The sequence below is a fragment of the Methylobacterium sp. E-012 genome, from assembly GCF_057836545.1.
In genome coordinates this window covers 3,019,129-3,043,039 of the sequence record NZ_JBYQEY010000001.1, presented here as the reverse complement: position 1 = coordinate 3,043,039, position 23,911 = coordinate 3,019,129, and the positions used below count along the sequence as shown (strand labels likewise).

Here is a 23,911-nt window from a genome sequence, read left to right as displayed (position 1 = left end):
TTCGCAGCAATAAAAGCAAAGGCGAATGCAATCTTCAGGGAGATTGAATTTTTCAACAGACGATACACGGCCGATGCTCCGGGTCGGATGCAGCTTAGATCCGGCAAACTAACCAAGTCGATAACAATTCTGAACCCTGGCACGGTTCGGGTCGAAAATGAGACGCTGCGAACAGGTGCACTATCTTGAGATGGCAATGCGCTTGACGATGCAACTTTCAGCGCAGAACGTTGCCACGCTCCGATTCTGCTGACGGATCCTGCGCGGATACGGGACGCGACACAGGCCCGGGCGGGCTCCGGCGGCCGTCTGGCCCCATCATCCGTGGTGCCTTCGCCAATCGGGCGCCTCAGGGCGCGCGCCACGCCCCGTGCCAGCCGGCCTCGCGCCGGTCCCACGCCGCCCGGCGGTGGCCGCGCCGGTCGAGGTAGAGGAAGTCCAGCCGCTCGGCCCGGACCAGCACGGCGGCGAAGTTCGGGCGGCCGGTCGCGGCGGCGGAGGTCTCGTCCGGCAGCGCGTAGGCGCCCCCCGCCGGGAGCGCGGTCCCTGGGCCGGGCTCGGCCCCGTAGCAGACCCGGCTCATCGCCCGGGATCCGTCCCAGGCCGCCTCGGCCACGGCGTCGTCGGTGTGCAGCGTGGCGCGGCCCTCGACGCGGATCTGGACCTTCGCGGCCGCGTCATAGGCGGCGAGCGCGCAGGCCGATTTCGCGCCGAGCTCGGCCGCCTTGTCGGAGCGGCGGTCGCAGTGGAACCGGAGGGTGCCGGATCCCGGGTCGGCGGCGCGCAGCACCACGGTGCGCAGCCGCGGCGCGCCGTCCGGGCCGATCGTCGCCAGGGCCGGGAGGTGGAATCCGCCGCGGCCCTGCGCGGCGCCCTCGGCCAGGAGCCGCCACGCCTCGGCGAAGGTGGCGTCGAGGTCGTCGTAGAAGGCGGGCAGCGGCGTGCGGGTCACGCGGCCCCCCGCTTCCGCCGGTGCTCGCGAAAGATCAGCGCGAGGTTGCGCAGGTAGATGCCGGTGGACAGACCCTGGCCGATGATGATCACCGGCTCACGCCGCACGAAGCCGTAGACCAGGGTCATCAGGCCGCCGAGGATCGACAGGAACCAGAACGACAGCGGCATCACGCTCCGCCCCGCCCGCTCGCTGGCGATCCATTGCAGGATGAAGCGCGAGCCGAACACTAACTGGGCGACGATGCCGAAGACCAACCAGAAATCCATCCGCGTGACGAACACGTCGTAGAAGTAGTCCGGCAGGTCGTGGGCGAGCTGGATCAGCATCCGACATCCTGGTCTGCCGGCGCGGGGGCCGGGATCGCGATCTCCGCCGGCCGCGGATCCGCGCGCTTGCGCCGGATCAGCCACCAGACGCCCGCGAGATCGAGGAGCCCGACCCAGAGACGGTCGAACAGCCCGTAATTGGAGACCCCCGTCAGGCGGGGCCGGTCGACCACATCCCGGTGGACCACCGAAAACCCCTCCCGTGCCACCAGGGCCGGCATGAACCGGTGCAGGGCGTCGAAATAGGGCAGCCGGAGGTAGACGGCCCGGCGGAACACCTTGAGACCGCAGCCGGTGTCGCGGGTGGAATCCTTCAGGATCCGCCCGCGCACGCCGTTGGCGATGCGCGACTGGAGCATCTTGAAGCGCCCGTCCCGGCGCCCGCGCCGCTGGCCCTGGGCGAGCCCGGTCCCCGGGCCGGCCGCGTCCAGGGCGGCGAGCAGGATCGGGATGAAGGCGGGGTCGTTCTGGCCGTCGCCGTCGAGGGTCGCGACGGTGTCGCCCCGGGCCGCCAGGACGCCGCTGCGCACGGCGGCGGACTGGCCGCCGCTCCGGGCGTGGCGCAGGACCCGCAACCAGGGCCGCCCCGCCCGCGCCGCCGCGAGGGCGGCCGGGGTGCCGTCGGTGGAGCCGTCATCGACATAGATCAACTCGAAGGCGAGACCCGCGCAGGCGGCCGCGATCTCCGCCACGAGGGGCGCGATGTTGCCGGCCTCGTTCCGCACCGGCACGACGACGCTGAGCCGCGGGCCGTCGCCGAGCTGCGGGGTATCGTTCACGGGGTCACCGCGTAGGCCGTCACGAAGACCCGCCGGCCGGTGTTGAGGTTGAAGCCCTCGACCTCGGCCCGCGGCGCCGGTGCCCCGCGCCCCACCGGCCAGGCCGCGTTGAACTCGTCCCGGTCCCGGGCCTCGACGAACAGCAGCCGGCAGCCGCCACCCTCCAGGAAGTCCCGGGCGGCGGTGCCGTCCGGCGGCAGGACGAGCCCGGTGCCGATCAGGAACACCAGGCTCGGCTCCCGGTAGCCGAGGCTCGCCACGCGCGGGTCCGCGCAGGGCATCCGGTCCCGCAGGGCGGCGAGACGCGGGGAGACCTTGAGGGCGGGCAGCGACAGCTGCGCCACGCCCAGCACCGCCGGCCCGAGCAGGGCGGAGGCCAGCACGCCGAGCACCAGGGCGCGCTCGGCGGAGCCCTGCGCAAAGGCGAACCACGCCAGCGCCGCCACCGCGCAGGCGGCGGCGAGCAGCGGCAGCGCCGGCCAGGGGATCGTGTGGCCGTCGAGGCGCCACCCGACCACGCACAGGCCGAGGGTCAATCCGACCGGGATCGCCGGCACCAGCAAAGCGGTCAGGCGCGCGCCGCGCAGCCGCGGGTCCAGCGCCCCCCGCGACAGCGCCAGCAGGGTCAGGATCGCCAGCCAGGGCATCAGCGGCAGGACGTAGTGGGGCAGCTTGGTCGGCACCGCCTCGAAGATCAGCCAGGCCGGCAGCACCGTGGCGATCAGGAACGCCGCCGCGGGTTCGCGCCGCGCCCGCCACGCGAAGGGGAGGCTCATGGCGGCGAAGGCTGCCCCCGGCCAGAAGGTGGCGAAGACAGCGAGCGCGTAGGCGCCGGGCGGTCCCCAATGCCGCTCGGCCGCGCCGCCGAGCTTGCCGAGCATGTCGTGCCCGACCGCCTCGGCGTAGAAGGCGCCGCCGCTCTTCCAGGCGATGGCGGCGAACCAGGGGGCCACGATCACCAGTGTCAGGCCGAGGCCCGCCAGCGGCCGCAGCGGCAGCAGCCAGCGCCCGGAGCGCGCCACGGCCGACAATCCGAGCGCCGGGAGGGCGACGAAGAGCGGGACCATCGGGCCCTTCACGAGGATGCCGACGGCCATCCCGAGCCAGAAGGCGGCGAAGACGGCGCGCCCGGGCGCATGCGCCCTCCCTCCCCCCTCTGCGGGGCTCCGATGTTCGCGCTGCGGCGTCTGCCAAGCGCGACCGGCCCCCTCTCCCGTGCGGGAGAGGGGACTTGCGCCCCGTTCTGCGACCGCGTCCCCGCACGGGCTGTGCAAATCCCGTCGCTCCGCGGGGGTAGAGAGAGGCGCGTATCGCCGGCCGTCGGCCTCGTTCGTCGGCGTTGTGAGCCGGTCGTCGGTGCGCAGGCGGAGCGGATGCGCGGCCAGCCAGACCCGGGCCAGCGCCCCGAGGCTCGCCGTGGCGCAGGCGGCGAGCAGCGCGTCGGTCTTGGCGAGATGCGCCTCGGCCGTGAGCATCAGGCTGGCGCCGAAGAGGGCGGCGGCCAGCAGCGCCGACCGCCGGGGCAGGACGGCGAGCGCCGCCCAGTAGGCCAGCAGCACCGAGGCGGCGGCGCCGATCAGCGAGGGGATGCGGTAGAGGGCGATCTGCGTGCGCGCCCCCGGCACGCCGAGCGCTTCGCCTGCCGCCACCGCGGCGGCCTGCGCCCAGTAGATCCCGACCGGCTTCTTGTTCCGCGCCTCGCCCTGGAAGCGGATATTCACCAGATCGCCGGTCTCCAGCATCTGCTTCGAGGCCTGGGCGAAGCGCGGCTCGTCCCGGTCCATCGGCTGCAGCGAGATCTGGCCCGGCAGGAACAGGATCAGGCACAGCGCGATCAGGGCCGCCACGGCCCGGGCGTGGGTGAGGCTCAGGGCGTCGAGCCCGCGCCCGATCCGGTCGGCGGGGGCGAGGCGCGCGGGGCCGCCGGCGGAGAGGCTCGTGGTCATGCCAGGCCGGTCAATCAGGATCGTGCGGGCGCGTCAAATGCACCGCCGCGCGGTTCGTCGGCCTCAGGCGGTCAGGAGGGGCCGCAATGCGCGCATGTCGGCGACCGTCTCGAGGGCGTTGACCTGCGCGATCAGGCGCTCGGTCGCGTCCGGGCCGAGCACCGGCGCCATCAGGTCCCGCGCCTTGGCGTTCACCGCCTCCGTGCTCAGCGGATTCTCCTTGGTGCCGGGGGGATGCCGGGTGTGGTGCTCGATGATCCGGCCGTCCGCCAGGGTCATCGTCACCACGGCGCCGCGCGGGGCGGCGGGGTCCATCAGGGCCGGATCGCCCGCCAGCTCGACCTTGGCCTGCTCGGCCGCGATCACGGGATCGTGCATCAGGCCGGCATCGTGGCTGTCGGCGAAGGAGACCGCGCCCTTGACCAGCGCCAGGGCGACGAGGTGCTGGCAGCTGACATCGGGCATGGCGCTCGACCCGACGATGCCGACCGCGTCGGTGGGCAGCCGCACCAGGATGTGCCGCACGGCCTCGGGCGTCAGGCCGTATTGCCGGCGCAGCGTCAGGGTCGCGTCCAGGGGCGACTGGATCGGGTAACCGACCGAATAGGTCTTGATCGCCGTCTCGGTGACGAAGAACCGGCTGCCCAGCCCCTCCAGCATCAGCTCCGGCCTCGGCGCGGTGGAGAGGGCGTTCAGCAGGTTGTGGCGGCCGTCGAGCACGTCGGCGACGCCGGTCAGCCCGGCCTCGACCATGCCCACCGCCGTGACGCCGTTGCGCGCGCCCATACCGGCGAAGTCGAAGGCCTTCTCGACATGGTCGTGGTCGCGCACCCAGCTCCACAGGCCGGAGACCTGCTGGGCCCCGTAGGAGAGCGCGAAGCGCATGCCGCGCTCGTCGAGGCGGGCCAGGGCGGCGGCGGCGCCCAGCGCCCCGAAGGTGGAACTGGTGCCCTCGGCGCTGCGATGGGTGCCGCGCACGAGGTCGGGTCCGAGCGCCAGCAGCAGGCGGCAGCAGAGATCGTAGCCGAGCGCCACGGCCCGGACGAACTCGGCGCCGGAATTCCCGTGCTGCTCGGCGAGCGCCAGGGCCGCCGGCACGGTGGCGCAGCCGGGATGGGCCTTGGTCACCGGCTCGAAATCGTCGGTCTCGTCGGCATGGGCGCACATGGCGTTGGCCAGCGCCGCGTTCACCGTGGTGGTCCGGAAGCCGGAAGCCACGACCCCCGCCTGCTCGGCGCCGCCGAGGGTTCGGACGTAAGTCAGCGCCATCTCGCCCGGCCGCATCCGGGCACCCGAGACCATGGCGGCCAGGGTGTCGAGGATCCGGTGCTTGCAGGCGGTCAGCACCTCGGGCGGCAGGTCTTGCCCCCGGGCGGCCGCCATGTAGCGGGCGAGCCGCCCGGTCACATCCGTCTCCGCGGCGGTCACGGGAAGGCCGCCCGCGAGGGTGAGCGCCCCGGCGCCCTGGATCAGACGGCGCCGGGTCGGCGCGCTCACGCGGCCGCCCGCAGGCGCGCGAAGCCGGCGTCGAGATCGGCCTTGAGGTCGGCCACGTCCTCGAGCCCGATGTGGAAGCGCAGGGCCGGTCCGCCGGGCGCCCATTGCGTGGCGGTCCGGTAGCCGGCGCAGTCGAACGGGATCACGAGGCTCTCGAAGCCCCCCCAGGAGAAGCCCATCCCGAACAGCTCCAGCCCGTCCAGCATCGCGGCCAGAGCCGCCTCGGGGACGGGCTTCAGGATCACCCCGAACAGCCCGGAGGCGCCGGAGAAGTCGCGCGTCCAGATGGCGTGGCCGGGATCCTCCGGCAGGCCGGGATGGAGCACCCGCAGCACCTCGGGCCGCGCCTGGAGCCAGCGGGCCATCTCCAGCCCGGCGCGGCCGTGCTCGCGCAGCCGCAGCGCCATGGTCCGCATGCCGCGCAGCGCCAGGAAGATGTCCTCCGCGCCGGCACACATGGCGAAATGGTCGAAGGTCCGGCGCACGGCCGGGAAGTACTGGGCGTTGGCCGAGGTCAGCCCGATCAGCAGGTCGGAGCCGCCGCTCAGGTACTTGGTCCCGGCCTCCACGGCGATGTCGACGCCCCGTTCGTGCGGCGGGAACAGCAGCGGCGTCGCCCAGGTGTTGTCCATGATCACGCAGGCGCCGCCGGCATGCGCCACCGCGGCGATGGCCGGGACGTCCTGCATCTCGAAGCTCTGCGAGCCGGGCGCCTCGACCAGCACGGCCTTCGTGTTCGGCCGCATCAGGTCGGCGATGCCGGCTCCCACGGTGGGGTCATAGTAGGTGACCGCGACACCGAAGCGGGCCAGCACGCCGTCGCAGAACTGCCGGGTCGGCCGGTAGGCGGAATCGGTGACGAGGAGGTGGTCCCCCGCCGAGACGGCGGCCATCAGCGCGACGGTGAGGGCCGCGAGGCCGGAGGGCGTCACGACGGTGCCGGCCGCGCCGGCGAGTTCCGTCCAGGCGCCGGTCAGGGCGTCCATCGTGGGCGTCGCCGAGGTGCCGTAATTGTAGCGCCCGCGCCGGTGCTTGATCGCGTCGTAGGTCGGGTAGAGGACCGTGGAGCCGCGGTAGATCGGCGTGTTGACGAAACCGTGCTGCTCGCCCGGATCCCGGCCCGCATGGACGAGGCGCGTCGCGGGGGCGAAACTCTGCTTGGACTCGGGCGAGGGCTTCAGGGACATCGGGGACCGGGGCTCGCGTCGGGAAGGCGCCGCACGAAGCGCCCGGCGCCGGGCGAGGTCAAGCCTGGGCGGACCACGCGAACGTCCGGGCGCGCCGGGGTTTCCGCCTTAGGCCGTCTCGGGCGGATCGGAGGCTGCGGCCTCCTCGTAAGCTTGCATCCAGCCGGCATAGTCCTCGGAGCCCTCCGGATAGGGACATTCGCTCACGGGCTTGCCGTAGAGGCGCGCGTTGCGACCCTGGATGAACGGGCTGTCGCTCGCGGTGGCCTGGACGTTGGTCAATATCGCCTCCCGAAGATTTGGGGTGGGGCTTCGTTAACGGCCCCGCGCCTATTCTGTTGCCGTCTCAAGTCGCGTCCCGGGTCATCGCGTGCCTGTCCTGCGTTCCCTCTTCGGCGGCGTCCTGATCCTGGCCTCGACGGCGATCGTCGTGTTCGTCAGCGCCGACCGGCTCGCCCATCTGGCGCCCAGTCCGGTGGTGCGCGCGGCCCAGGTCGAGCCGTCCGCCACCGGTTCGCTACCGGCGCCGGCCAAGGCCGCGCCCGCGCCGAAGCCGGCCATGCCGAGCATCCCGAACGGGTTCGACACGGAGCGGCTCCACGCGCTGATGCGCGGCGATCCGATCCTGCCGCGGCGCTGACCGGGCGTCTCGGGGCTCCGCGCCCCGAACCCCGCCGACGCGCTCGGCCTTCGTGACCCCTTACCGCGCCGTCCGGAACACCTGGAGGTCGAGGTCGCGGACCTTCTTGCGCAGGGTGTTGCGGTTGACCCCGAGCAGTTCCGCCGCGCGGATCTGATTGCCGCGGGTGGCGGCGAGCGCTGCGCCGATCAGCGGGCCTTCGATCTCCCGCAGGATCCGGTGATACAGCCCGGGGGGCGGCAGCGTGTCCCGGTAACCCGAGAAATAGTCCGAGAGGTGCCGCTCCACCGCGCTGGACAGGCTCTCGGCATCGGCGCCGGACTTGCGCGCCCCGCCGTTGAGGGCCGGCGTCGAGGGCGTCGCCAGCGGCAGGGTGTCGAGCTCCGCCTCGATCACCGGGCCGGTGATCGTCTCCTGCGGGTAGAGGGCGGCGAGCCGCCGGACGAGGTTCTCCAGCTCGCGGACGTTGCCGGGCCAGCGGTAGCGCTTGAGCCGCTCCATGGCGTCGCCGTCGAGCATCTTGCGGGTCAGACCCTCGCGCTCGACCTGTACGAAGAAGTGGCGGACGAGGTCCGGCACGTCCTCCGAGCGCTCGCGCAGGGCCGGCAGCCGCAGGGGCACGACGTTCAGGCGGAAGAACAGGTCCTCGCGGAAGATGCCCTGCTGGATCGAGACCCGCAGGTCCTTGTTGGTGGCCGCGATGATCCGGACGTTGGTGCGGATCGGGACGCGTCCGCCCACCGTCGTGTACTCGCCCTGCTGGAGGACGCGCAGCAGCCGGGTCTGCGCCTCCATGGGCATGTCGCCGATCTCGTCGAGGAACAGCGTGCCGCCCTCGGCCTGCTCGAAGCGGCCTGCGGAGCGCTGGAGGGCGCCGGTGAAGGCCCCCTTCTCGTGGCCGAACAGCTCGGACTCGATCAGGTCCCGCGGGATCGCCGCCATGTTGACGGGCACGAACGGGCCGGTGCGGCGGCGGCCGTAATCGTGCAGCGCCCGCGCCACCAGCTCCTTGCCGGTGCCGGATTCGCCGGTGATCATCACCGTGAGGTCGGTGGGCATCAGTCGGGCGAGCGCCCGGTAGATCTCCTGCATGGCCGGGGAGCGCCCGACCAGCGGGATGTCCTCGTTCTCGGGCGGTCCACCGGGGGCGGGCGCCCCGCGCGGACGGGAGAGGGCGCGGCCCACGATGGCGATCAGCTCCTTCAGGTCGAAGGGCTTGGGCAGGTACTCGTAGGCGCCCCGCTCCGAGGCGCGGATCGCCGTCATGAAGGTGTTCTGCGCGCTCATCACGATGATCGGCAGTTCCGGCCGCACCCGCTTGATGCGCGGCAGCAGATCGAACACGTTCTCGTCGGGCATGACCACGTCGGTGATGACGAGGTCGCCCTCCCCCTGCGCGACCCAGCGCCAGAGGGTCGCGCAATTGCCCGTCGAGCGGACCTCGTAGCCCGCCCGGGACAGCGCCTGGTTCAGCACGGTGCGGATGGCAGCGTCGTCGTCGGCGACGATGATGTGGCCGTTCGGCATGACTCTCTACTCAGACCTCCGACGGGGAGCCGACTCACAAAACGTGATCATGGGTCGACCGCCGATTCGCGCCCGTCCCGGGCACTCGACATCGGCAGAAGGATGCGGAACGTCGTGCGGCGGGGGGCGGGATCGCACTCGACGATGCCTCCGTGATCGCCGACGATCTTGGCCACCAATGCAAGACCGAGGCCGGAGCCCTGCGCCTTGGTGGTGACGAACGGGTCGAACAGGTCGGGCAGGAGATCGGCCGAGATGCCCGGGCCGTTGTCGCGGATCGCGACCTCGATCGGCAGGCTGACCCGCTCCCGGGAGCCCGGCACCTGGAGGCGCAGGCCGGTCCGGAAGGCGGTCGACAGGGTGATCTCGCCCTCGACCGCGTCCTGGCCGATCGCCTCGGCGGCGTTCTTCACGAGGTTCAGGATCACCTGGATCAGCTGGTCGCGGCTGCCCAGCACCGGCGGCAGCGACGGGTCGTAGGTCTCGACGAAGCGGATGTGCCGGGCGAACCCCGACTGCGCGGAGCGCTTCACCTGGTCGAGCACCCCGTGGACGTTGACGGCGCCGCGATCGGCCGGACGCTCGTCGCCGAACAGCTCCATGCGCTCGACGATCCGGACGATCCGGTCGGACTCGTCGCAGATCAGCCGGGTGAGCAGCCGGTCCTCCTCGGCGCCGGTGCTCTCCAGGAGCTGCGCGGCGCCGCGGATCCCGGCCAGCGGGTTCTTGATCTCGTGGGCCAGCATCGCGCCGAGCGCCACCATCGAGCGCGCGGCGCCGCGATGGGTGAGCTGCCGGTTCATCTTGTCGGCGATGGTGCGCTCCTGGAGCATCATCACCACGGCGTCGCCGTCGTCGCCCAGCGGGGTCGCGAACACGTCGACGCTGCGCTCAAGCCCGAGCCGGGGCTGGGTCAGCTCCACCCGGTACTCGCTGACGCTGGCGCGGCGGCGGCGCACCTCGGTCACCAGGGCGATGATCGGCGAGGCGAAGGGGATGATGTCGCGCAGGCGGCGGCGCTGCATCAGCCGTGCGGAATAGTCGAAGAACGCCTCCGCGGCGTGGTTGCAGTGGAGGATCCGCTCGTCGCCGCCGATGGTCAGGACCGGCAGCGGCAGGGCGTTGAGCACGGCCTCGGCGGCCGTGTCGCGCCGGCTCTCCGGCTCCTGCAGAACGGGTTCGTCGCTCATGCGGCCTCCCGGATCGGATCCTGCGCCCCGGCGAAGGCCCGGGCCAGCAGCGCCAGCGCGGCGTCGGGATCGGCGGTGGTGAGGAGCGCGGTGCGCTCCGCCGGGTCCAGCCCCCCGCCGGTCTGCGCGTAGGCGGCGAGGTGCTTACGCGCGTGGCGCACGCCCATGGCGCGGCCGTAGAGGGACAGGAGCCCGGCATAATGCTCGGCCGCCAGGGCGGCCTGCTCGGCCCGCGACGGCGCCGGGGCCGGCCGGCCGGCGAGCGCCGCCGCGACCTGCCCGACCAGCCAGGGACGGCCCGTGGCGGCCCGGCCGATCATCACCCCCGCGGCCGCCGATTCCGCCAGGCAGGCGCGGGCGCTGGCGAGGTCGGTCACGTCGCCGTTGGCGATCACCGGGATCGACACCGCCTCCACCACCGCGCGGATCGCGGCCCAGTCGGCCGTGCCCGTGTAGAATTGCTGCCGGGTCCGGCCGTGGACCGTGACGGCGTTGAGCCCGAGGCGCTCGGCGCGGGCCGCGAGGTCGGCGGCGTTGCGACTCGCATCGTCCCAGCCCAGGCGCATCTTGACCGTCACCGGCACCGAGACCGCCCCGCGTACCGCGGCGAGCAGCCGCGTCGCGTGGTCGAGGTCGCGCATCAGGGCCGAGCCCGAGGCGATCCCGGTGACGATCTTGGCCGGGCAGCCCATGTTCACGTCGATCACGTCGGCGCCCCCGGCCTCCGCGAGCCGCGCGGCCTCGGCCATCGGCCCGACCTCGCAGCCCGCGAGCTGGACCACGTGGAGATCGACGCCGGAGCCCTCCGCGCGCAGGACCGCCTCGCCGGCGCCGCGGGCGAGCTCGCGCGCCGCCACCATCTCGGAGACCACGGCATCGGCGCCGCAGCGGCGGGCGATCCGGCGCATGTGCAGGTCGGTGACGCCGGACAGGGGGGCGAGCAGGCAGAGCGGAGCGCGCTCCCCCTCCCCGTCCACGGGTCGTCCCCGGCGCAGCGCGCTCAAATAATGATCAGTCGCCATTCTGCACAACAATGAGGCAAACGCGGCCCGCTGGCAAGCGGGGCGACGCGTTGATTTCGGGCCCTCCCCCGCTTAAACGACGGGCATCCTCACCGGCAGGGCATCGGCGGACCGTCTGGCCTGCGTCCGGGCCCTAGCCTGCTCTCCAGATCCCACGAGTTTGCCGCCCATGTCCGCCACCGGCACGCCTGCCAACGGACCCGCCCGCGCGGGGGCCGGTGTCGCCGCGGTGGTGGTGGCGGCCGGGCGCGGGATCCGCATCGGCGGCGGTACGCCCAAGCAGTATCGGCGCGTGGGCGGTCAGGCGGTCCTGACCCGCACGCTGGCCGCCCTTGCCGCCCAGGATTCCATCGACCGGATCCAGCCGGTGATCGCCGCCGACGCGGCCGCGTTCTTCCAGGAGTGCCTCGCGGAACTTGCCGCCGAACTCCGAGACAAAATCGCCGTGCCCGTGGAGGGCGGCACGACGCGCCAGCTCTCCGTCCGGGCCGGACTCGAAGCCCTGGCCGCCGGCGCAGCGCCCGAGATCGTGCTGGTGCACGACGCCGCCCGCCCCTACGTCGACGCGGCGCTGATCGCCCGGGCGATCGGGGCCGGGCGCGACCACGGCGCCGCCGTGCCCGGCGTGCCGGTGACCGACACGGTCAAGCGCGTCGTCGACATCGCCCCGGGCATCGGCCGGGTTCATGAGACCCCGCCCCGCGAGCATCTGCGCGCGGTGCAGACGCCGCAGGCCTTCGCCTTCGCCCCGCTGCTCGGCGCCCATCGCGCGGCCGCCGCGGCGGGGCTCGACGGCTTCACCGACGACGGCGCCCTCGCCGAATGGGCGGACCTGCCGGTGGTGGTGTTCGCCGGCGACGTCGCCAACCGCAAGATCACCCAACCCGCCGACCTCATCGAGGCCGAGCGCGCCTTCGCGGCCGGCACCGCCGAAACCCCAGCGCCGGGAGCCCGCCCCATGACCGCCTACGTCACCCGTGTCGGCACCGGATTCGACGTGCACGCCTTCACCACCGGGGACCATGTCTGGCTCGGCGGCGTGAAGATCCCGGCCGACCGGGGGGTGCTCGCCCATTCCGACGGCGACGTGGCCCTGCACGCGCTGACCGACGCCCTGCTCGGCGCCATCGCGGACGGTGATATCGGCACCCACTTCCCGCCCTCCGAGGAGCGCTGGCGCGGGGCCTCGTCCGATCAGTTCCTGGCCCATGCCTGCGGGCTGGTCCGCGCCCGGGGCGGCCGGATCGACCACCTCGACATCACCGTGCTGGCCGAAGCACCGCGGATCGGCCAGCACCGGGAGGCGATCCGGGCGCGCATCGCCGCCATCGCGGGCGTGCCGCTGACGGCGGTCTCCATCAAGGCGACGACCACCGAGAAGCTCGGCTTCGTCGGCCGGGCGGAGGGGCTCGCCGCCCAGGCCGCCGCGACGGTCCGGCTCCCGGAGGAGGACGGCCCCGCACTCGACGCCGAGGCGGAAACCGCCATGCGCCAGGGGTGAGGCTCAGGCCACCCGCAGCAGCAGCGCGATGGCGGCGATGCCCAGCGCCGCGAGGGTCAGCAGGATGCCGCCGCCCCGGCAGGCGAACTGGCGCGGGGAGTTCGGGGCCGCGAACATGCCGATCGGGTGCAGGATCCGTCCGACCAGGAGGGCGACCAGCAGGCCCTGTACGAGCCCGTGGCCGGCGCCCCCCGCCTCCAGCAGACCGACGAGGATCAGCGTCAGGGGCACGTATTCCGAGAAGTTGGCGTGCGACCTGGCCCGTTTGAGCAGCGCCGCGTCACCCCCGTCGCCGAACAGCACGTTGCCGGAGACCCGGCTCGCCATGACCCAGCCCGAGAGGCCGAGATACACCAGGGCGAGCAGCGCGCCGTAGAGCGCCGTGGTCGCGGGGAAGATCATCGCGTCGTGTCTCCTGTGGAGCCTGCCGGTCCTTGAGCCGGCACCGGCCATACGTCACAACACGAGATAGGGCGACGGCGCCCGAGGGGAGCCCGTTCGCGATGATCGACGACGCAGAGCTTCTCGCGCGCGCGGAGGCGCTGGTGGCGGCCTACGCGGCGGCCGGCCGCACGGTCGCCACGGCCGAATCCTGCACCGGCGGCCTCGTGGCCGGCCTGCTCACCGCAGTACCGGGCTCTTCGGCCGTCCTGGAGCGCGGGTTCGTCACCTACTCGAACGCCGCCAAGGCCGAGGCGATCGGCGTGCCGATGGACCTCATCAACAAGCACGGCGCCGTCAGCGCGCCGGTGGCGCGGGCGATGGCCGCGGGGGCGCTCTCCGCCTCCCGGGCCTCCGTGGCGGTGGCGATCACCGGTATCGCGGGCCCCGGCGGCGGCAGCGCCGAGAAGCCGGTCGGGCTGGTCCATTTCGGGCTCGCCCTGGGGGATGGCGGCGTGCGCCATCTGGAGCGGCGCTACGGCGATCTCGGGCGCGCGGGCGTCCGCCGGGCCGCCGTCGCCGACGCCCTCGGTCTCCTGGAGGAGGCCCTCGGGGCCTGACGATGGAGGGACGGTCCATGGAGACGGTGACGACCCGCCTCTGCATCGTCGGCGGCGGCCCCGCCGGGATGATGGCCGGGCTGCTCTTCGCCCGCGCCGGGCTCGCCGTCACCGTGCTGGAGGAGCACGCGGATTTCCTGCGTGATTTCCGCGGCGACACGATCCATCCCTCCACCCTCGACCTGATGGACGAACTCGGCCTGTCCGAGCGCTTCCACGCCCTGCCCCAGCGGCGCGTCGAGCACTTCTCCGGCGTCGTGAACGGCCGAAGCTATCGGGTCGCCGATTTCAGCCGGCTGCCGACCCGCAACCGCTTCCTGTCCTTCATGCCGCAATGGGATTTTTTGGACTTTTTGGCCGGTGAAGCGGCCGGCTATCCGGGGTTCCAATTGATCCGCCGGACCGAGGCTCGCGACCTCATCGAGGCCGAGGGCCGGGTCGCGGGCGTGCGGGCCGAGGGGCCGGACGGGCCGGTGGAGGTCCGCGCCGATCTGGTGCTCTGCGCGGACGGGCGCCACTCGCGGATGCGCGAGCGTGCCGGGTTCACGCCCCGCGCCTTCGGTGCCCCGATCGACGTCCTGTGGTTCCGTCTGCCGCGCCGGGACGGCGATCCGGAGGCGGCGGCCGGACGCTTCGGGCCGGGACGCATCCTGATCACCCTCGACCGGGGCGATGCCTGGCAATGCGCCTACGTGGTGCCGAAGGGCGGCGATACGGCCCTGCGCGCCGGGGGCCTGCCGGCCTTCCGGGCGGCGGTCGCCGAGATCGCGCCGTTCCTGGCCGACCGCACCGATTCCATCGCCGACTGGGACTGCGTCAAGCTCCTGACCGTCACGGTCGACCGGCTGGACCGCTGGCACCGGCCCGGCCTGCTCTGCATCGGCGATGCCGCCCACGCCATGTCGCCGGTGGGCGGGGTCGGGATCAACCTCGCGATCCAGGACGCGGTGGCGGCGGCCAACATCCTGGCCGGGCCCCTGCGCTCCGGGCCGGTGGCCGATTCCGTCCTCGCCCGGGTCCAGGCCCGGCGGATGGTCCCGGTGCGGGTGACCCAGGCGCTCCAGCGGGTGATCCAGTCCCGGGTGATCGCGGCCTCGCTGGCCGCTCACGCCCCGTTCCGGGCGCCCCTGGCGCTCCGGATCCTCGACGCGCTGCCGCCGCTCCAGGCCCTGCCCGCCCGGATCATCGGGATGGGCGTGCGGCCGGAGCACGTGCACGCGCAGGGCAGTCCGTGATCCGTGTTGACCGCCCTGCCGGCCCGCACGACGCCTACAGCAGGTGCCAATCGGCCAGACGGTCGTTCACGAAGATCAACTCCAGCCTGTTGCCGGCGCCCCGGGCCTTGGCGGATTGGGCCGCCGAGGCGGCGGCGATGGTCTCGACACCGTCGACGGCGCTGCCTGCCCGGTAGAGGGCTTCGCCCGCGCTCGACCCGAGAGGAGTCAGGGACGCGATGACGCCGAGGGTTTCACCGACCCCAGACTTCACCGCCTCGGGCCGGATATAGGTCATGACGCTCCGGTCTCCCGACGGGGAGGCGACGTTGTCCCGGCTCGCCGGAGGCCCGTACAGCGCGAGGACCTCGCCGACCGTGGTGCGCCTGACCTTGAGATGAGCGTGAATGAAGGACGGGCTGAATCGGTCGCCGGCCAGGACGACGGCGCCTGCCGCGGGGGCCGCGCCGGCGGCGGCCGTCACCGGCGCGGAATTCGATCCCGTGCTGTTGCAGGCCGACAGGGCCGTCATGGCCGCTATGGCGAGCGGAATGGCGAACAGTGTCTCCCCGTATTTCATGGTATAACCCCCAACAAATGAAAATACAGCGCCAGATTGGATCCGGTCACCGCGCGTTCTGCTGGCATGGGTTGATCGATCTGTAAAGTTGAAGGTCGCAGCGTGAGCTACGAGTCGACGGCTATGATCGATATAATAATTTACCGATAGCGCGTAATTGCTTATTTATTCTGCGAATTGAATTTTGATATTCATCAAACGAACATGCGGCGTGTACAATAACTGAAAAGCGGCTGTCTCAGATGGATGTCTTTGTCAAGTCGGTCGCCCGGTCTATGCCGCGGAGACCTTAATCTCAGGGCGGTGTGGCAGTCGGGCCCGCTCGGGGGGTCGGATGTAGGGCTCACCGATCCTCGAAGCCGACACCGCACCGCCCGGTCTGCCGCCGCGGTCAGTAAAGGCGCCAGCCGATCCGTTCAGAGTTCAGGAATACCATCTGCAGCCTGTCCCCCCGGCCCTGGGCATGGGATGCGGAAAAGCCGGATGTCGGGTCCATCCGCCTGCCATCCTCGACCACGCTGCGAGTCCGATGGGGTGGGTCACCGTCGGGCATGTTCGGGGACGGGTGGGCACCGAGGGCGCGGCTGGGCGTGTTCGGCACCGGTTTGGTGCAGAGGTTGGTCAGGATCGTCACATCCCAGCCGGGAGGGATGTCTCGGCACGACGGATCTCCATCGAGGGCGTCAGCCCAAGAGATGGTCGTCGATCCGATCGGAAGATACGCATTGCTGCATGCGTCGCTGAACCGGTCCTCATACGGGACCGTGCTGGCCGGGCTTCGGTCGACCGCTTCTTCGGAGGGCGCCTCCGCGGGGCGGATGTCGTCGGCGTCGCTGCATGACGACAGGGCGTGCGTGGCCATCAGCGCAAGGGCCATGGCGGCGAGAGCGTGTCCGTATCGCAAGGCCAATCCCCGCCGCTCTCGGCTCAGTCGCAAATGGCGTGCGTCCGTGGCCTGGCTCGGTGTCGGGGGGGCGGAGATGTGAATTCGACAGCGGCGGCAGTTTTAGAGAGGTTCTGCAGCAGAGAGAGTAAAGCTCGTCAGAAACAGAATGGAATTTGCAAAAATACGAATATCAAATCAACATGATATCAGCCCTTGCTCTGCTGGCGTGTCTCCCCCTGGGGCGCTTTGCCGTGTCAAGGCGGTCCCCCGCTCCAGGCCGCCGGCATGGGATCCTGCCGGCGGCCTGCCGGCTGCGACCGCTCAAGCGGCTCCGTAGATCCGGTCCGCCCGGCCCTCGAAGGCGTCGGTGAACTTGCGGAAGGCGCGGTCGAACATCGTACCCATCAGCAACCCGAGGGTCCGGCTCTTGAACTCGTAGGTGATGAAGAAGTCGACGGCGCAACCGCCGTTCGGCGCCTCCTTGAACGACCAGCGGTTCTCGAGGTGGCGGAACGGGCCGTCGATATACTCGGCGACGATCTTGTGATGGGCCGGATCCAGGCTGACCCGGGTGGTGAAGCGCTCGCGGATCGCCTTGTAGCCGACGCCCATCTCGGCGATCAGCACCTGCCCGCCCTCCGGCATATCCTGGTGCTGGACATCCTGGCGGCGGATCACCCGCAGGGATTCGCACAGCGGCAGAAACTCCGGGTAGCGCTCCACATCGGCGACGAGATCGTACATCTGCTGCGGCGAATGCCGCACCATGCGGGTAACCCGGAAGGACGGCATTTCTGTTCCGACGTGCTCAGGCCGAGAGGGCGGGGGCGTGCGAGGACGCATGTTTGGCGAGCCGGGCCGCCCGAAGCTTGGCGAAGTCTTCGCCGGCATGGTGCGACGAGCGGGTGAGCGGCGTCGCCGAGACCAGCAGGAAGCCCTTGGCGTAGGCGGTGGTCTCGTAGGTCTTGAACTCGTCCGGCGGCACGAAGCGCACCACTTCGTGGTGCTTCTTGGACGGCTGCAGGTACTGGCCGATGGTGAGGAAATCGACCTCGGCCGAGCGCAGGTCGTCCATGAGCTGAAGCACCTCGTTCCGCTCCTCGCCGAGTCCGACCATGATGCCGGACTTGGTGAAGATCGTCGGGTCGAGCTCCTTCACCCGCTGGAGCAGGCGCACCGAGTGGAAGTAGCGGGCGCCCGGCCGCACCGTCAGGTACTTGGCCGGCACCGTCTCCAGGTTGTGGTTGAACACGTCGGGCTTGGCCGCGACCACGACCTCGAGCGCCCCATCCTTGCGCAGGAAGTCCGGCGTCAGGATTTCCACCGTGGTGCCGGGGCTCGCCCGCCGGATCGCCGCGATGGTCTGGGCGAAATGCTGGGCGCCGCCATCCTTCAGGTCGTCCCGGTCCACCGAGGTGATGACCACGTGGTGCAGGCCGAGCTTGGCCACCGAGTCGCCGATTTTTTCCGGCTCCAGGGCGTCGAGGGCGTCGGGCAGGCCGGTGCGGACGTTGCAGAAGGCGCAGGCCCGCGTGCAGGTGTCGCCCATGATCATGAAGGTGGCGTGGCGCTTCTCCCAGCACTCGCCGATATTCGGGCAGCCGGCCTCCTCGCAGACCGTGACGAGACCGTGCTCGCGGACGATCTTCTGGGTCTCGGTCCAGGCCTTGGAGCCGGGCGCCTTGACGCGGATCCAGTCCGGCTTCTTGGCCTGGACCGGCTGATCCGGCCGGTGGGCCTTCTCCGGGTGGCGCAGCCGCGCGGCGCGCGGATCGTTCATCAGGATGTCGAGGACGACGGCCATGGGTCGGGGGCTGCCACACCGCGGGGAAGCGCCCGGGGGCGCGGTCGGGATCGCCTTGACTTAAGGCGCCCGGCCCCGCGCCGCAAACCGCCGCGACGCCGGGACGCCATGCGGCGGTTGAGGGTGTGACGGTTCCGTCAGATCCCGAGCCCCCGCACCAGCAGCCCCGCCAGCGCTGCCCCGACCACCGGGCCGGCCACCGGGATCAGCGCGTAGCCCCAGTCGGAGGAGCCCTTGCCGGCGATCGGCAGCACCGCGTGGGCGATGCGCGGCCCGAGGTCGCGGGCGGGGTTGATGGCGTAGCCGGTGGTGCCGCCGAGCGAGAGGCCGATGCCCCAGACCAGCATGCCGACCATGTAGGGCGCGACGCCCCGCGGGATGGCGCCGCTGGCGCCCAGGGTGTTGGTCACCAGCGCCGAGATGGTGAGGATCAGGAAGAAGGTGGCGATGATCTCCGAGGTCCAGTTGGCCTTGGCGTCCCGGATCGCCGGCCCGGTGCAGAAGCAGGCGAGCTTCAGGTCCTGTTCCGGGGTCGCCGCCCAGTGCGGCAGGTAGTGCAGCCAGACGATCGCCGCGCCCACGAAGGCGCCGAGCATCTGCGCCGGCACGTAGACCGCGAGCTTCGAGACATCCCCCGAACTGACGGCGCCGGCCACGGTCACGGCCGGGTTGAGATGCGCGTCCGGGCTGCCGGTGGCGGTGGCGACGAAGATCCCGGCGAGCACCGCGAAGGCCCAGCCGGCGGTGATGGCGATCCAGCCGGCGTTCTCGGCCTTCGAGCGCTTCAGCAGAGTGCCGGCGACGATGCCGTCTCCCAGCACAATCAGCGTCATCGTGCCCAGGAATTCGCCCAGGAATGGTGAGGTCATGGTTTGGTCTCCCCCGTTTGTTGTTGCTTTTGACAGTTCCGGACCCGCGCGGTGCGCGAGGCCCGGTGGTTGCGTACCGGTCTCCGGCTTGGCGCCTGCCCTCCCTCGCAGAGCTACGCCCACACAGGGCTCCATCTTTGAGCCGACAACGGCATGACTCATGACCGGCGCAGGTCCCCCCTCTCCTGCACGGGAGAGGGGGGGGCGTTGCGGTTTGCAGGAGCGACAGCGCCCCGGCCCGGGTCGGCGGTAGCCCGCTAAGGGGCGTGGGAAAGGGGCCCGTCCTCCTCAATCCTCGTCGCGCTTCCAGTCGAAGGAGCGCTGCACCGCCCGGCCCCAGGCGGCGGCGATCTTTTCGCGTTGGCCGGCATCCATCTTCGGCGTCCAGCGCTTGTCGACGCCCCAGTTGCCCTTGAGGTCGTCGATGCCCTTCCAATAGCCGACGGCGAGGCCGGCCGCGTAGGCGGCGCCGAGCGCGGTGGTCTCGGCCACCTTCGGGCGCACCACGGGCACGTCGAGCAGGTCGGACTGGAACTGCATCAGCGTGTTGTTGGCGACCATGCCGCCGTCGGCGCGGAGTTCCTTGACCGGGATGCCGGAATCCTGGGCCATCGCCTGCAGCACCTCGCGGGTCTGGAAGGCGGTCGCCTCCAGCACCGAGCGGGCGATGTGGCCGCGGTTGACGTAGCGGGTCAGGCCTATGATCAGGCCGCGGGCGCCCTCGTTCCAGTGCGGGGCGTAGAGGCCCGAGAAGGCCGGCACGAAATAGACGCCGCCGTTGTCCTCGACGGTGGTGGCGAGGGTCTCGACCTCCGCGGAATCCTTGATCATGTGCAGGTTGTCGCGCAGCCACTGCACGAGGGCGCCCGTGATGGCGATGGAGCCTTCGAGGGCGTAGGCCGGCTTCTGGCCGTCGAGCCGGTAGGCGAGCGTGGTGACGAGGCCGGCCTTCGACGGGACCGGCTCGGTGCCGGTGTTCATCAGCGCGAAGCAGCCGGTGCCGTAGGTGTTCTTGGCCTCGCCCGGGCTGAAGCAGGTCTGGCCGAACAGGGCCGCCTGCTGGTCCCCGAGGATGCCGGCGATCGGCACGCCCGAAAACGGCGCCCGGGTCTCGCCGTAGACCTCGCTCGACGAGGCGATCCGGGGCAGCATCGCCCGCGGGATGCCGAAGGCCGACAGCATGCCGTCGTCCCAGTCCAGCGTCTTGAGCGACATGAGCTGTGTGCGGCTGGCATTGGTCACGTCGGTGACGTGGAGGCCGCCCTCGGTGCCGCCGGTGAGGTTCCAGACCAGCCACGTGTCGATGTTGCCGAACAGCACGTCGCCGGCCTCGGCCTTCTCCCGGGCGCCGTCGACATGGTCGAGCAGCCAGCGCAGCTTGAGCCCCGAAAAATAGCTCGCCAGCGGCAGGCCGGTGAGGTCGCGGAATCGGTCGCGGCCGCCGTCGCGGGCGAACTCGGCCACCAGCCGGTCGTTGCGAGTGTCCTGCCAGACCAGGGCGTTGTGCAGGGGCTTGCCGGTGCGCCGGTCCCAGATCAGCGTGGTCTCGCGCTGGTTGGTGATGCCCACCGCGGCGAGATCGGAGGGCTGGAGCCCGCCCTTCTCCAGCGCCTCGCGCATCACCCCTTGCGTCTTGGTCCAGATCTCGGCGGCGTCGTGCTCGACATGGCCGGGGGCCGGGTAGATCTGCGCGTGCTCGGCCTGGGCGAGCGTGATGACGCTGCCCGCGCGGTCGAACACGATGAATCGGCTGCTCGTGGTGCCCTGGTCGATGGCCCCGACGTAACGGCTCATCGTTCCCTCCCGTGTTAAGCCCGACCGGTCTCTCGCCGGCTCGGGTCCGAAAAAATCAGGCCGCCTCGGCCCTGCGGTCGAGATAGGCGGAGAGACGGGCGGCGCTCTCCGCGCCCGTGCGCAGGCCGAGCTTCGAGCGCCGCCACAGGATATCCTCCGCGGTGACGGCCCATTCCTCGGTGCGCAGGTAATCGACCTCGGCCGCCGTGAGGCCGCCGTCGAAGGCCTCGCCGAGATCGGCCAGGGACTGCGCCGTGCCGACGATGTCCCGCGCCCGGGTGCCGTAGGCGCGGGCGAGCCGGCGCGCGGTCTCCTCCGGCAGGAACGGCTTTTCCGCCCGGAACTCGGCGAGGAACGGGTCGAAATCCACGTTCGTCATGGCGCCGCCGGGCAGCACCGCGTCGCCGGTCCAGGGCGTCTTGAGCGCCGGGAAGTACGGGGCCAGCTTGTCCAGGGCGTGCTCGGCCAGGCGCCGGTAGGTGGTGATCTTGCCGCCGAAGACCGACAGCACCGCCGCCTTGCCGCCCTGGTCCTCCACGTCGAGGACGTAGTCGCGGGTCACGGCGGAGGCGTTCTCGGCCGCGTCGTCGTAGAGGGGGCGCACGCCCGAATAGCTCCAGACCACGTCGGCCGGGGTGATCGTCGCGTCGAAGGAGCGGTTGATGCAACCGCAGAGGTAGTCGGTCTCCTCCGGGGAGATCGAGACCGGCCCGGGCTCGCCGTCATAGGGCACGTCGGTGGTGCCGATCAGGGTGAAGTCGCGCTCGTAGGGGATCGCGAAGATGATGCGCTTGTCGGGCTGCTGCAGGATGTAGGCCTGGTCGCCGTCGAACAGGCGCTTGACCACGATGTGGCTGCCCTTGATCAGGCGCACCGCCGCGCGGCTGTTGATGCCGAGCGTGCCGCCCAGCGTCGCGCTGACCCAGGGGCCGGCGGCGTTGACCACGGCCTTGGCCCGGACAGTCCGCTCGGCGTTGCTGCGCTCGTCGCGCAGGGTCGCGATCCAGCCGTCACCCGCGCGCCGCGCCGAGACGACGCCCGTGCGCGTGAGCACCGTGGCGCCGCGCTCGCGGGCGTCCATGGCGTTGAGGACCACGAGGCGGCTGTCCTCGACCCAGCAGTCGGAATAGACGAAGCCGCGGGTCAGCCGCTTCTGCAGCGGGGCGCCGTAAGCCGAGCGGCGCAGGTCCACCGAGGTCGAGCCCGGCAGCGTCCGCAGCCGCGCGAGATGATCGTACAGGAACAGGCCGAGCCGCAGCATCCAGGCCGGGCGCAGGCCCTCGTCGTGGGGCAGCACGAAGCGCAGCGGCCAGATCACGTGGGGCGCCTGCCGCAGCAGCCGTTCGCGCTCCGCCAGCGCCTCCCGGACGAGCCGGAACTCGTAATATTCCAGGTAGCGCAGGCCGCCGTGGATCAGCTTCGTCGAGGACGAGGAGGTGAAGCCGGCCAGGTCCCCGCGTTCGGCCAGCAGGACCGACAGGCCGCGGCCGGCGGCGTCCCGGGCGATGCCGGTGCCGTTGATGCCGCCGCCGATGACCAGCAGGTCGTAGGCGTCGGCCGGCTCGCGCTGGCGCGTTGCTGCCGCCATGGGTCCTCCAATCCCGCCCTCGCGGCGGGTTGGAACTATATTGAGCCGGCCGCGAATTTTCGCAAGCGAAAAAACGCGTGTTCGTTACGGTTCGTCGGCCGCCCCGGCGACCACCAGGGCGACGCCCAGCCGCCCGAGCAGGGCGGCGATCTCGGGCGGGGGCTGCCGGTCGGTGAAGAAGGTGTCGATCTGGTCGAGCCGCCCGACCTGGACCATCGGCCGGCGGGTGAACTTGGTGTGGTCGGCCACCAGGAAGGTTTTCCGGGCATGGGCCAGGATGGTCTGCGTCGCCCGCACCTCCTCGTAATCGTAGTCGAGGAGCGCCCCGTCCGCGTCGATCCCGCTGATTCCGATCACCGCCACGTCGACCCGGAACTGGCTGAGCGTATCGCAGGTGAGCTGGCCGAGCACGGCCCCGTCGCGGTTGCGCACGGTGCCCCCCGCCACCACGATCCGGAACTCCGTGGCCTCGGCCAGCGACAGGGCGACATTGAGGTTGTTGGTGATGATGCTGAGGTCGTCGTGCCGGGTCAGCTCCCGGGCGACCGCCTCCGGTGTCGTGCCGATGTTGATGAAGACCGAGCAATGCGACGGGATCCGGCTCGCCGCCAGGCGCGCGATCCGGGTCTTCTCCGGCAGCAGGGTCACCCGGCGGTCGGCGTAGTCGATGTTCTCGACGCTCGAGGGCAGGCCGCCGCCGCCGCGGTAGCGTTCGAGCCGGCCCTCGGCGCTCAGCTCGTTGAGGTCGCGGCGGATCGTCTGGACGGTGACACCGAACTGCGCGGCCAGCGCTTCGATGGTGACGAAGCCCCGCTGGCGCACCGCCGCCACGATGGCGCTGCGTCGCCCCTCGACTCCCGTCGCCTCGATCCTGTCCTCGGACCTGCGGTCGAGCGGTCGCGACATCGATTACCCCTCAAAGCTGTCCCTGGACCGATCGTCTGCCCACCTTCCGTGCGGCGATGTTCGTTTTCGAACATCTTTCGACTGCGTTCGCCGGAGGCGGTGCGCGAACGAACCTGGCCTGCGGGCGCGTGACCGGCAAGACCCCGTCCTGATCGGCGTCGGTACCAGCGGGAGGAATTATGGTTCCGGCAGGCGCGCGGAGGACCGGACATGAAAAAGGCCTGCCGCGGATGCGACAGGCCGGATCGTTCGCGCTCGGCCGCCCTTCGGCGGCGAAGCGGGACCGATCACATCTGGTGATGCATCCGGTGATGGTGGCGCATCCGCTTGTGCTTCATGCGCTTGCGCATCATGGGCCGGGGCGCCGGCGCAGCGCCCTGCTCCATCGCCGCACCCTCGCCGGCGCGCTCCATGCCGCCGCGCGGGCCGCCGGCCTGCGAGCCGGAATTGTTGTAGGGCGCGTTGCCCTGGGCGTAGGCGGAGCCCGCCAGGAGCGTCAGCGACGCGGCGGCCAAAAGAAGTTTCCTCATCGTCAATCCCTGGCATAGACCGGCGCAGGCGAGGCGCCGCCCCTTGTCGGGAGCGTTGCCGCTGCGTCGGAAAATAAGCGGCTGAGGCGAGACTTGGTTCCCCGCGTTCGGTCGCGGGGAGCGGGCGGGGGAGCGGGCGATTGCCGCCGGCACCAACTCGGCCTATGTC

General features: G+C 71.4%; 24 protein-coding genes. 4 read left to right on the top strand and 20 right to left on the bottom strand.

The genetic code is table 11. The annotated features are described in order from the left end of the window. Window positions 1-349: 349 nt before the first annotated feature. The 7 genes from AC3IF1_RS14770 to AC3IF1_RS14740 all read right to left on the bottom strand — a co-directional run bounded on the left by AC3IF1_RS14770 (window position 350) and on the right by AC3IF1_RS14740 (window position 6,972). Window positions 350-952: a pyridoxamine 5'-phosphate oxidase family protein gene (locus tag AC3IF1_RS14770; RefSeq protein ID WP_489218194.1), complete on the bottom strand. Its 603-nt coding sequence runs from the start codon at window positions 950-952 to the stop codon at window positions 350-352. Then, window positions 949-1,281 (bottom strand): lipid-A-disaccharide synthase N-terminal domain-containing protein, encoded by a 333-nt coding sequence (locus tag AC3IF1_RS14765; protein WP_243969625.1) that lies wholly within the window; start codon window positions 1,279-1,281, stop codon window positions 949-951. The genes AC3IF1_RS14770 and AC3IF1_RS14765 overlap by 4 nt, the downstream gene beginning before the upstream one ends. Further along, window positions 1,275-2,060, bottom strand: coding sequence for a glycosyltransferase family 2 protein (locus AC3IF1_RS14760; protein ID WP_243969623.1), 786 nt, complete (start codon window positions 2,058-2,060; stop codon window positions 1,275-1,277). The genes AC3IF1_RS14765 and AC3IF1_RS14760 overlap by 7 nt, the downstream gene beginning before the upstream one ends. Then, window positions 2,057-4,006: an ArnT family glycosyltransferase gene (locus AC3IF1_RS14755; RefSeq protein ID WP_489218193.1), complete on the bottom strand. Its 1,950-nt coding sequence runs from the start codon at window positions 4,004-4,006 to the stop codon at window positions 2,057-2,059. Before AC3IF1_RS14755 ends, AC3IF1_RS14760 begins: the two co-directional genes overlap by 4 nt. 63 nt (window positions 4,007-4,069) lie before the next feature. Beyond that, window positions 4,070-5,503: an MmgE/PrpD family protein gene (locus AC3IF1_RS14750; RefSeq protein ID WP_489218191.1), complete on the bottom strand. Its 1,434-nt coding sequence runs from the start codon at window positions 5,501-5,503 to the stop codon at window positions 4,070-4,072. Next, a complete protein-coding gene (gene metC, locus AC3IF1_RS14745; RefSeq protein ID WP_243969618.1) occupies window positions 5,500-6,690 on the bottom strand; it encodes a cystathionine beta-lyase in 1,191 nt (396 codons plus the stop codon). The genes AC3IF1_RS14750 and metC overlap by 4 nt, the downstream gene beginning before the upstream one ends. A gap of 108 nt (window positions 6,691-6,798) precedes the next feature. Continuing rightward, window positions 6,799-6,972, bottom strand: a complete 174-nt coding sequence (locus AC3IF1_RS14740; RefSeq protein WP_243969616.1) for a hypothetical protein — start codon at window positions 6,970-6,972, stop codon at window positions 6,799-6,801. A gap of 88 nt (window positions 6,973-7,060) precedes the next feature. On the opposite strand from AC3IF1_RS14740, the gene AC3IF1_RS14735 reads away from it, so the two are divergent. Continuing rightward, on the top strand, window positions 7,061-7,330 hold the full coding sequence (locus AC3IF1_RS14735) for a hypothetical protein (protein WP_243969614.1): 270 nt from the start codon (window positions 7,061-7,063) through the stop codon (window positions 7,328-7,330). Window positions 7,331-7,390: 60 nt separating this feature from the next. Here the strand turns inward: AC3IF1_RS14735 and ntrC are convergent, their stop codons facing one another. Genes ntrC through dusB form a run of 3 tightly spaced genes read right to left on the bottom strand, consistent with a single transcriptional unit; the run spans window position 7,391 to window position 11,069 of the window. Continuing rightward, a complete protein-coding gene (ntrC, locus tag AC3IF1_RS14730; RefSeq protein ID WP_489218190.1) occupies window positions 7,391-8,857 on the bottom strand; it encodes a nitrogen regulation protein NR(I) in 1,467 nt (488 codons plus the stop codon). Window positions 8,858-8,904: 47 nt separating this feature from the next. Then, window positions 8,905-10,047 carry a two-component system sensor histidine kinase NtrB gene (locus AC3IF1_RS14725; RefSeq protein WP_243969610.1) on the bottom strand — a complete coding sequence of 381 codons (1,143 nt, stop codon included), beginning with the start codon at window positions 10,045-10,047 and terminating at the stop codon, window positions 8,905-8,907. Further along, a complete protein-coding gene (dusB, locus tag AC3IF1_RS14720; RefSeq protein ID WP_489218189.1) occupies window positions 10,044-11,069 on the bottom strand; it encodes a tRNA dihydrouridine synthase DusB in 1,026 nt (341 codons plus the stop codon). Before dusB ends, AC3IF1_RS14725 begins: the two co-directional genes overlap by 4 nt. A 169-nt stretch (window positions 11,070-11,238) precedes the next feature. Between dusB and AC3IF1_RS14715 the strand changes: the two genes are divergently transcribed. Next, window positions 11,239-12,570 carry a bifunctional 2-C-methyl-D-erythritol 4-phosphate cytidylyltransferase/2-C-methyl-D-erythritol 2,4-cyclodiphosphate synthase gene (locus AC3IF1_RS14715; protein ID WP_489218188.1) on the top strand — a complete coding sequence of 444 codons (1,332 nt, stop codon included), beginning with the start codon at window positions 11,239-11,241 and terminating at the stop codon, window positions 12,568-12,570. 3 nt (window positions 12,571-12,573) lie between these two features. Here the strand turns inward: AC3IF1_RS14715 and AC3IF1_RS14710 are convergent, their stop codons facing one another. Continuing rightward, window positions 12,574-12,972 carry an MAPEG family protein gene (locus tag AC3IF1_RS14710; RefSeq protein WP_243969605.1) on the bottom strand — a complete coding sequence of 133 codons (399 nt, stop codon included), beginning with the start codon at window positions 12,970-12,972 and terminating at the stop codon, window positions 12,574-12,576. Between the two features lie 101 nt (window positions 12,973-13,073). Between AC3IF1_RS14710 and AC3IF1_RS14705 the strand changes: the two genes are divergently transcribed. Continuing rightward, complete coding sequence (locus AC3IF1_RS14705) at window positions 13,074-13,571, top strand: CinA family protein (protein ID WP_489218187.1); 498 nt, start codon at window positions 13,074-13,076, stop codon at window positions 13,569-13,571. Between the two features lie 17 nt (window positions 13,572-13,588). After that, window positions 13,589-14,806: an FAD-dependent oxidoreductase gene (locus AC3IF1_RS14700; protein WP_489218185.1), complete on the top strand. Its 1,218-nt coding sequence runs from the start codon at window positions 13,589-13,591 to the stop codon at window positions 14,804-14,806. 34 nt (window positions 14,807-14,840) lie between these two features. Here AC3IF1_RS14700 and AC3IF1_RS14695 read toward each other — a convergent pair whose 3' ends face one another. From AC3IF1_RS14695 to AC3IF1_RS14655, 9 genes are all read right to left on the bottom strand, one after another. Continuing rightward, entirely contained in the window at window positions 14,841-15,365 is a 525-nt protein-coding gene (locus AC3IF1_RS14695) for a hypothetical protein (RefSeq protein ID WP_243969599.1), read from the bottom strand. 391 nt (window positions 15,366-15,756) lie between these two features. Then, on the bottom strand, window positions 15,757-16,242 hold the full coding sequence (locus AC3IF1_RS14690) for a hypothetical protein (protein WP_489218184.1): 486 nt from the start codon (window positions 16,240-16,242) through the stop codon (window positions 15,757-15,759). A 330-nt stretch (window positions 16,243-16,572) separates the two neighbouring features. Then, complete coding sequence (locus tag AC3IF1_RS14685; RefSeq protein WP_489218183.1) at window positions 16,573-17,043, bottom strand: type II toxin-antitoxin system RatA family toxin; 471 nt, start codon at window positions 17,041-17,043, stop codon at window positions 16,573-16,575. A 16-nt stretch (window positions 17,044-17,059) separates the two neighbouring features. Further along, a complete protein-coding gene (gene lipA, locus AC3IF1_RS14680; protein WP_489218181.1) occupies window positions 17,060-18,055 on the bottom strand; it encodes a lipoyl synthase in 996 nt (331 codons plus the stop codon). Between the two features lie 137 nt (window positions 18,056-18,192). Continuing rightward, window positions 18,193-18,924: an MIP/aquaporin family protein gene (locus tag AC3IF1_RS14675; RefSeq protein ID WP_489218180.1), complete on the bottom strand. Its 732-nt coding sequence runs from the start codon at window positions 18,922-18,924 to the stop codon at window positions 18,193-18,195. A gap of 288 nt (window positions 18,925-19,212) precedes the next feature. Continuing rightward, window positions 19,213-20,718: a glycerol kinase GlpK gene (gene glpK, locus AC3IF1_RS14670; protein ID WP_489218179.1), complete on the bottom strand. Its 1,506-nt coding sequence runs from the start codon at window positions 20,716-20,718 to the stop codon at window positions 19,213-19,215. Between the two features lie 55 nt (window positions 20,719-20,773). Next, window positions 20,774-22,306, bottom strand: coding sequence for a glycerol-3-phosphate dehydrogenase (gene glpD, locus AC3IF1_RS14665; protein WP_489218178.1), 1,533 nt, complete (start codon window positions 22,304-22,306; stop codon window positions 20,774-20,776). A gap of 84 nt (window positions 22,307-22,390) precedes the next feature. Then, a complete protein-coding gene (locus tag AC3IF1_RS14660) occupies window positions 22,391-23,212 on the bottom strand; it encodes a DeoR/GlpR family DNA-binding transcription regulator (protein ID WP_489218177.1) in 822 nt (273 codons plus the stop codon). Between the two features lie 287 nt (window positions 23,213-23,499). Then, window positions 23,500-23,742 carry a hypothetical protein gene (locus AC3IF1_RS14655; protein ID WP_243969585.1) on the bottom strand — a complete coding sequence of 81 codons (243 nt, stop codon included), beginning with the start codon at window positions 23,740-23,742 and terminating at the stop codon, window positions 23,500-23,502. Window positions 23,743-23,911 lie beyond the last annotated feature (169 nt).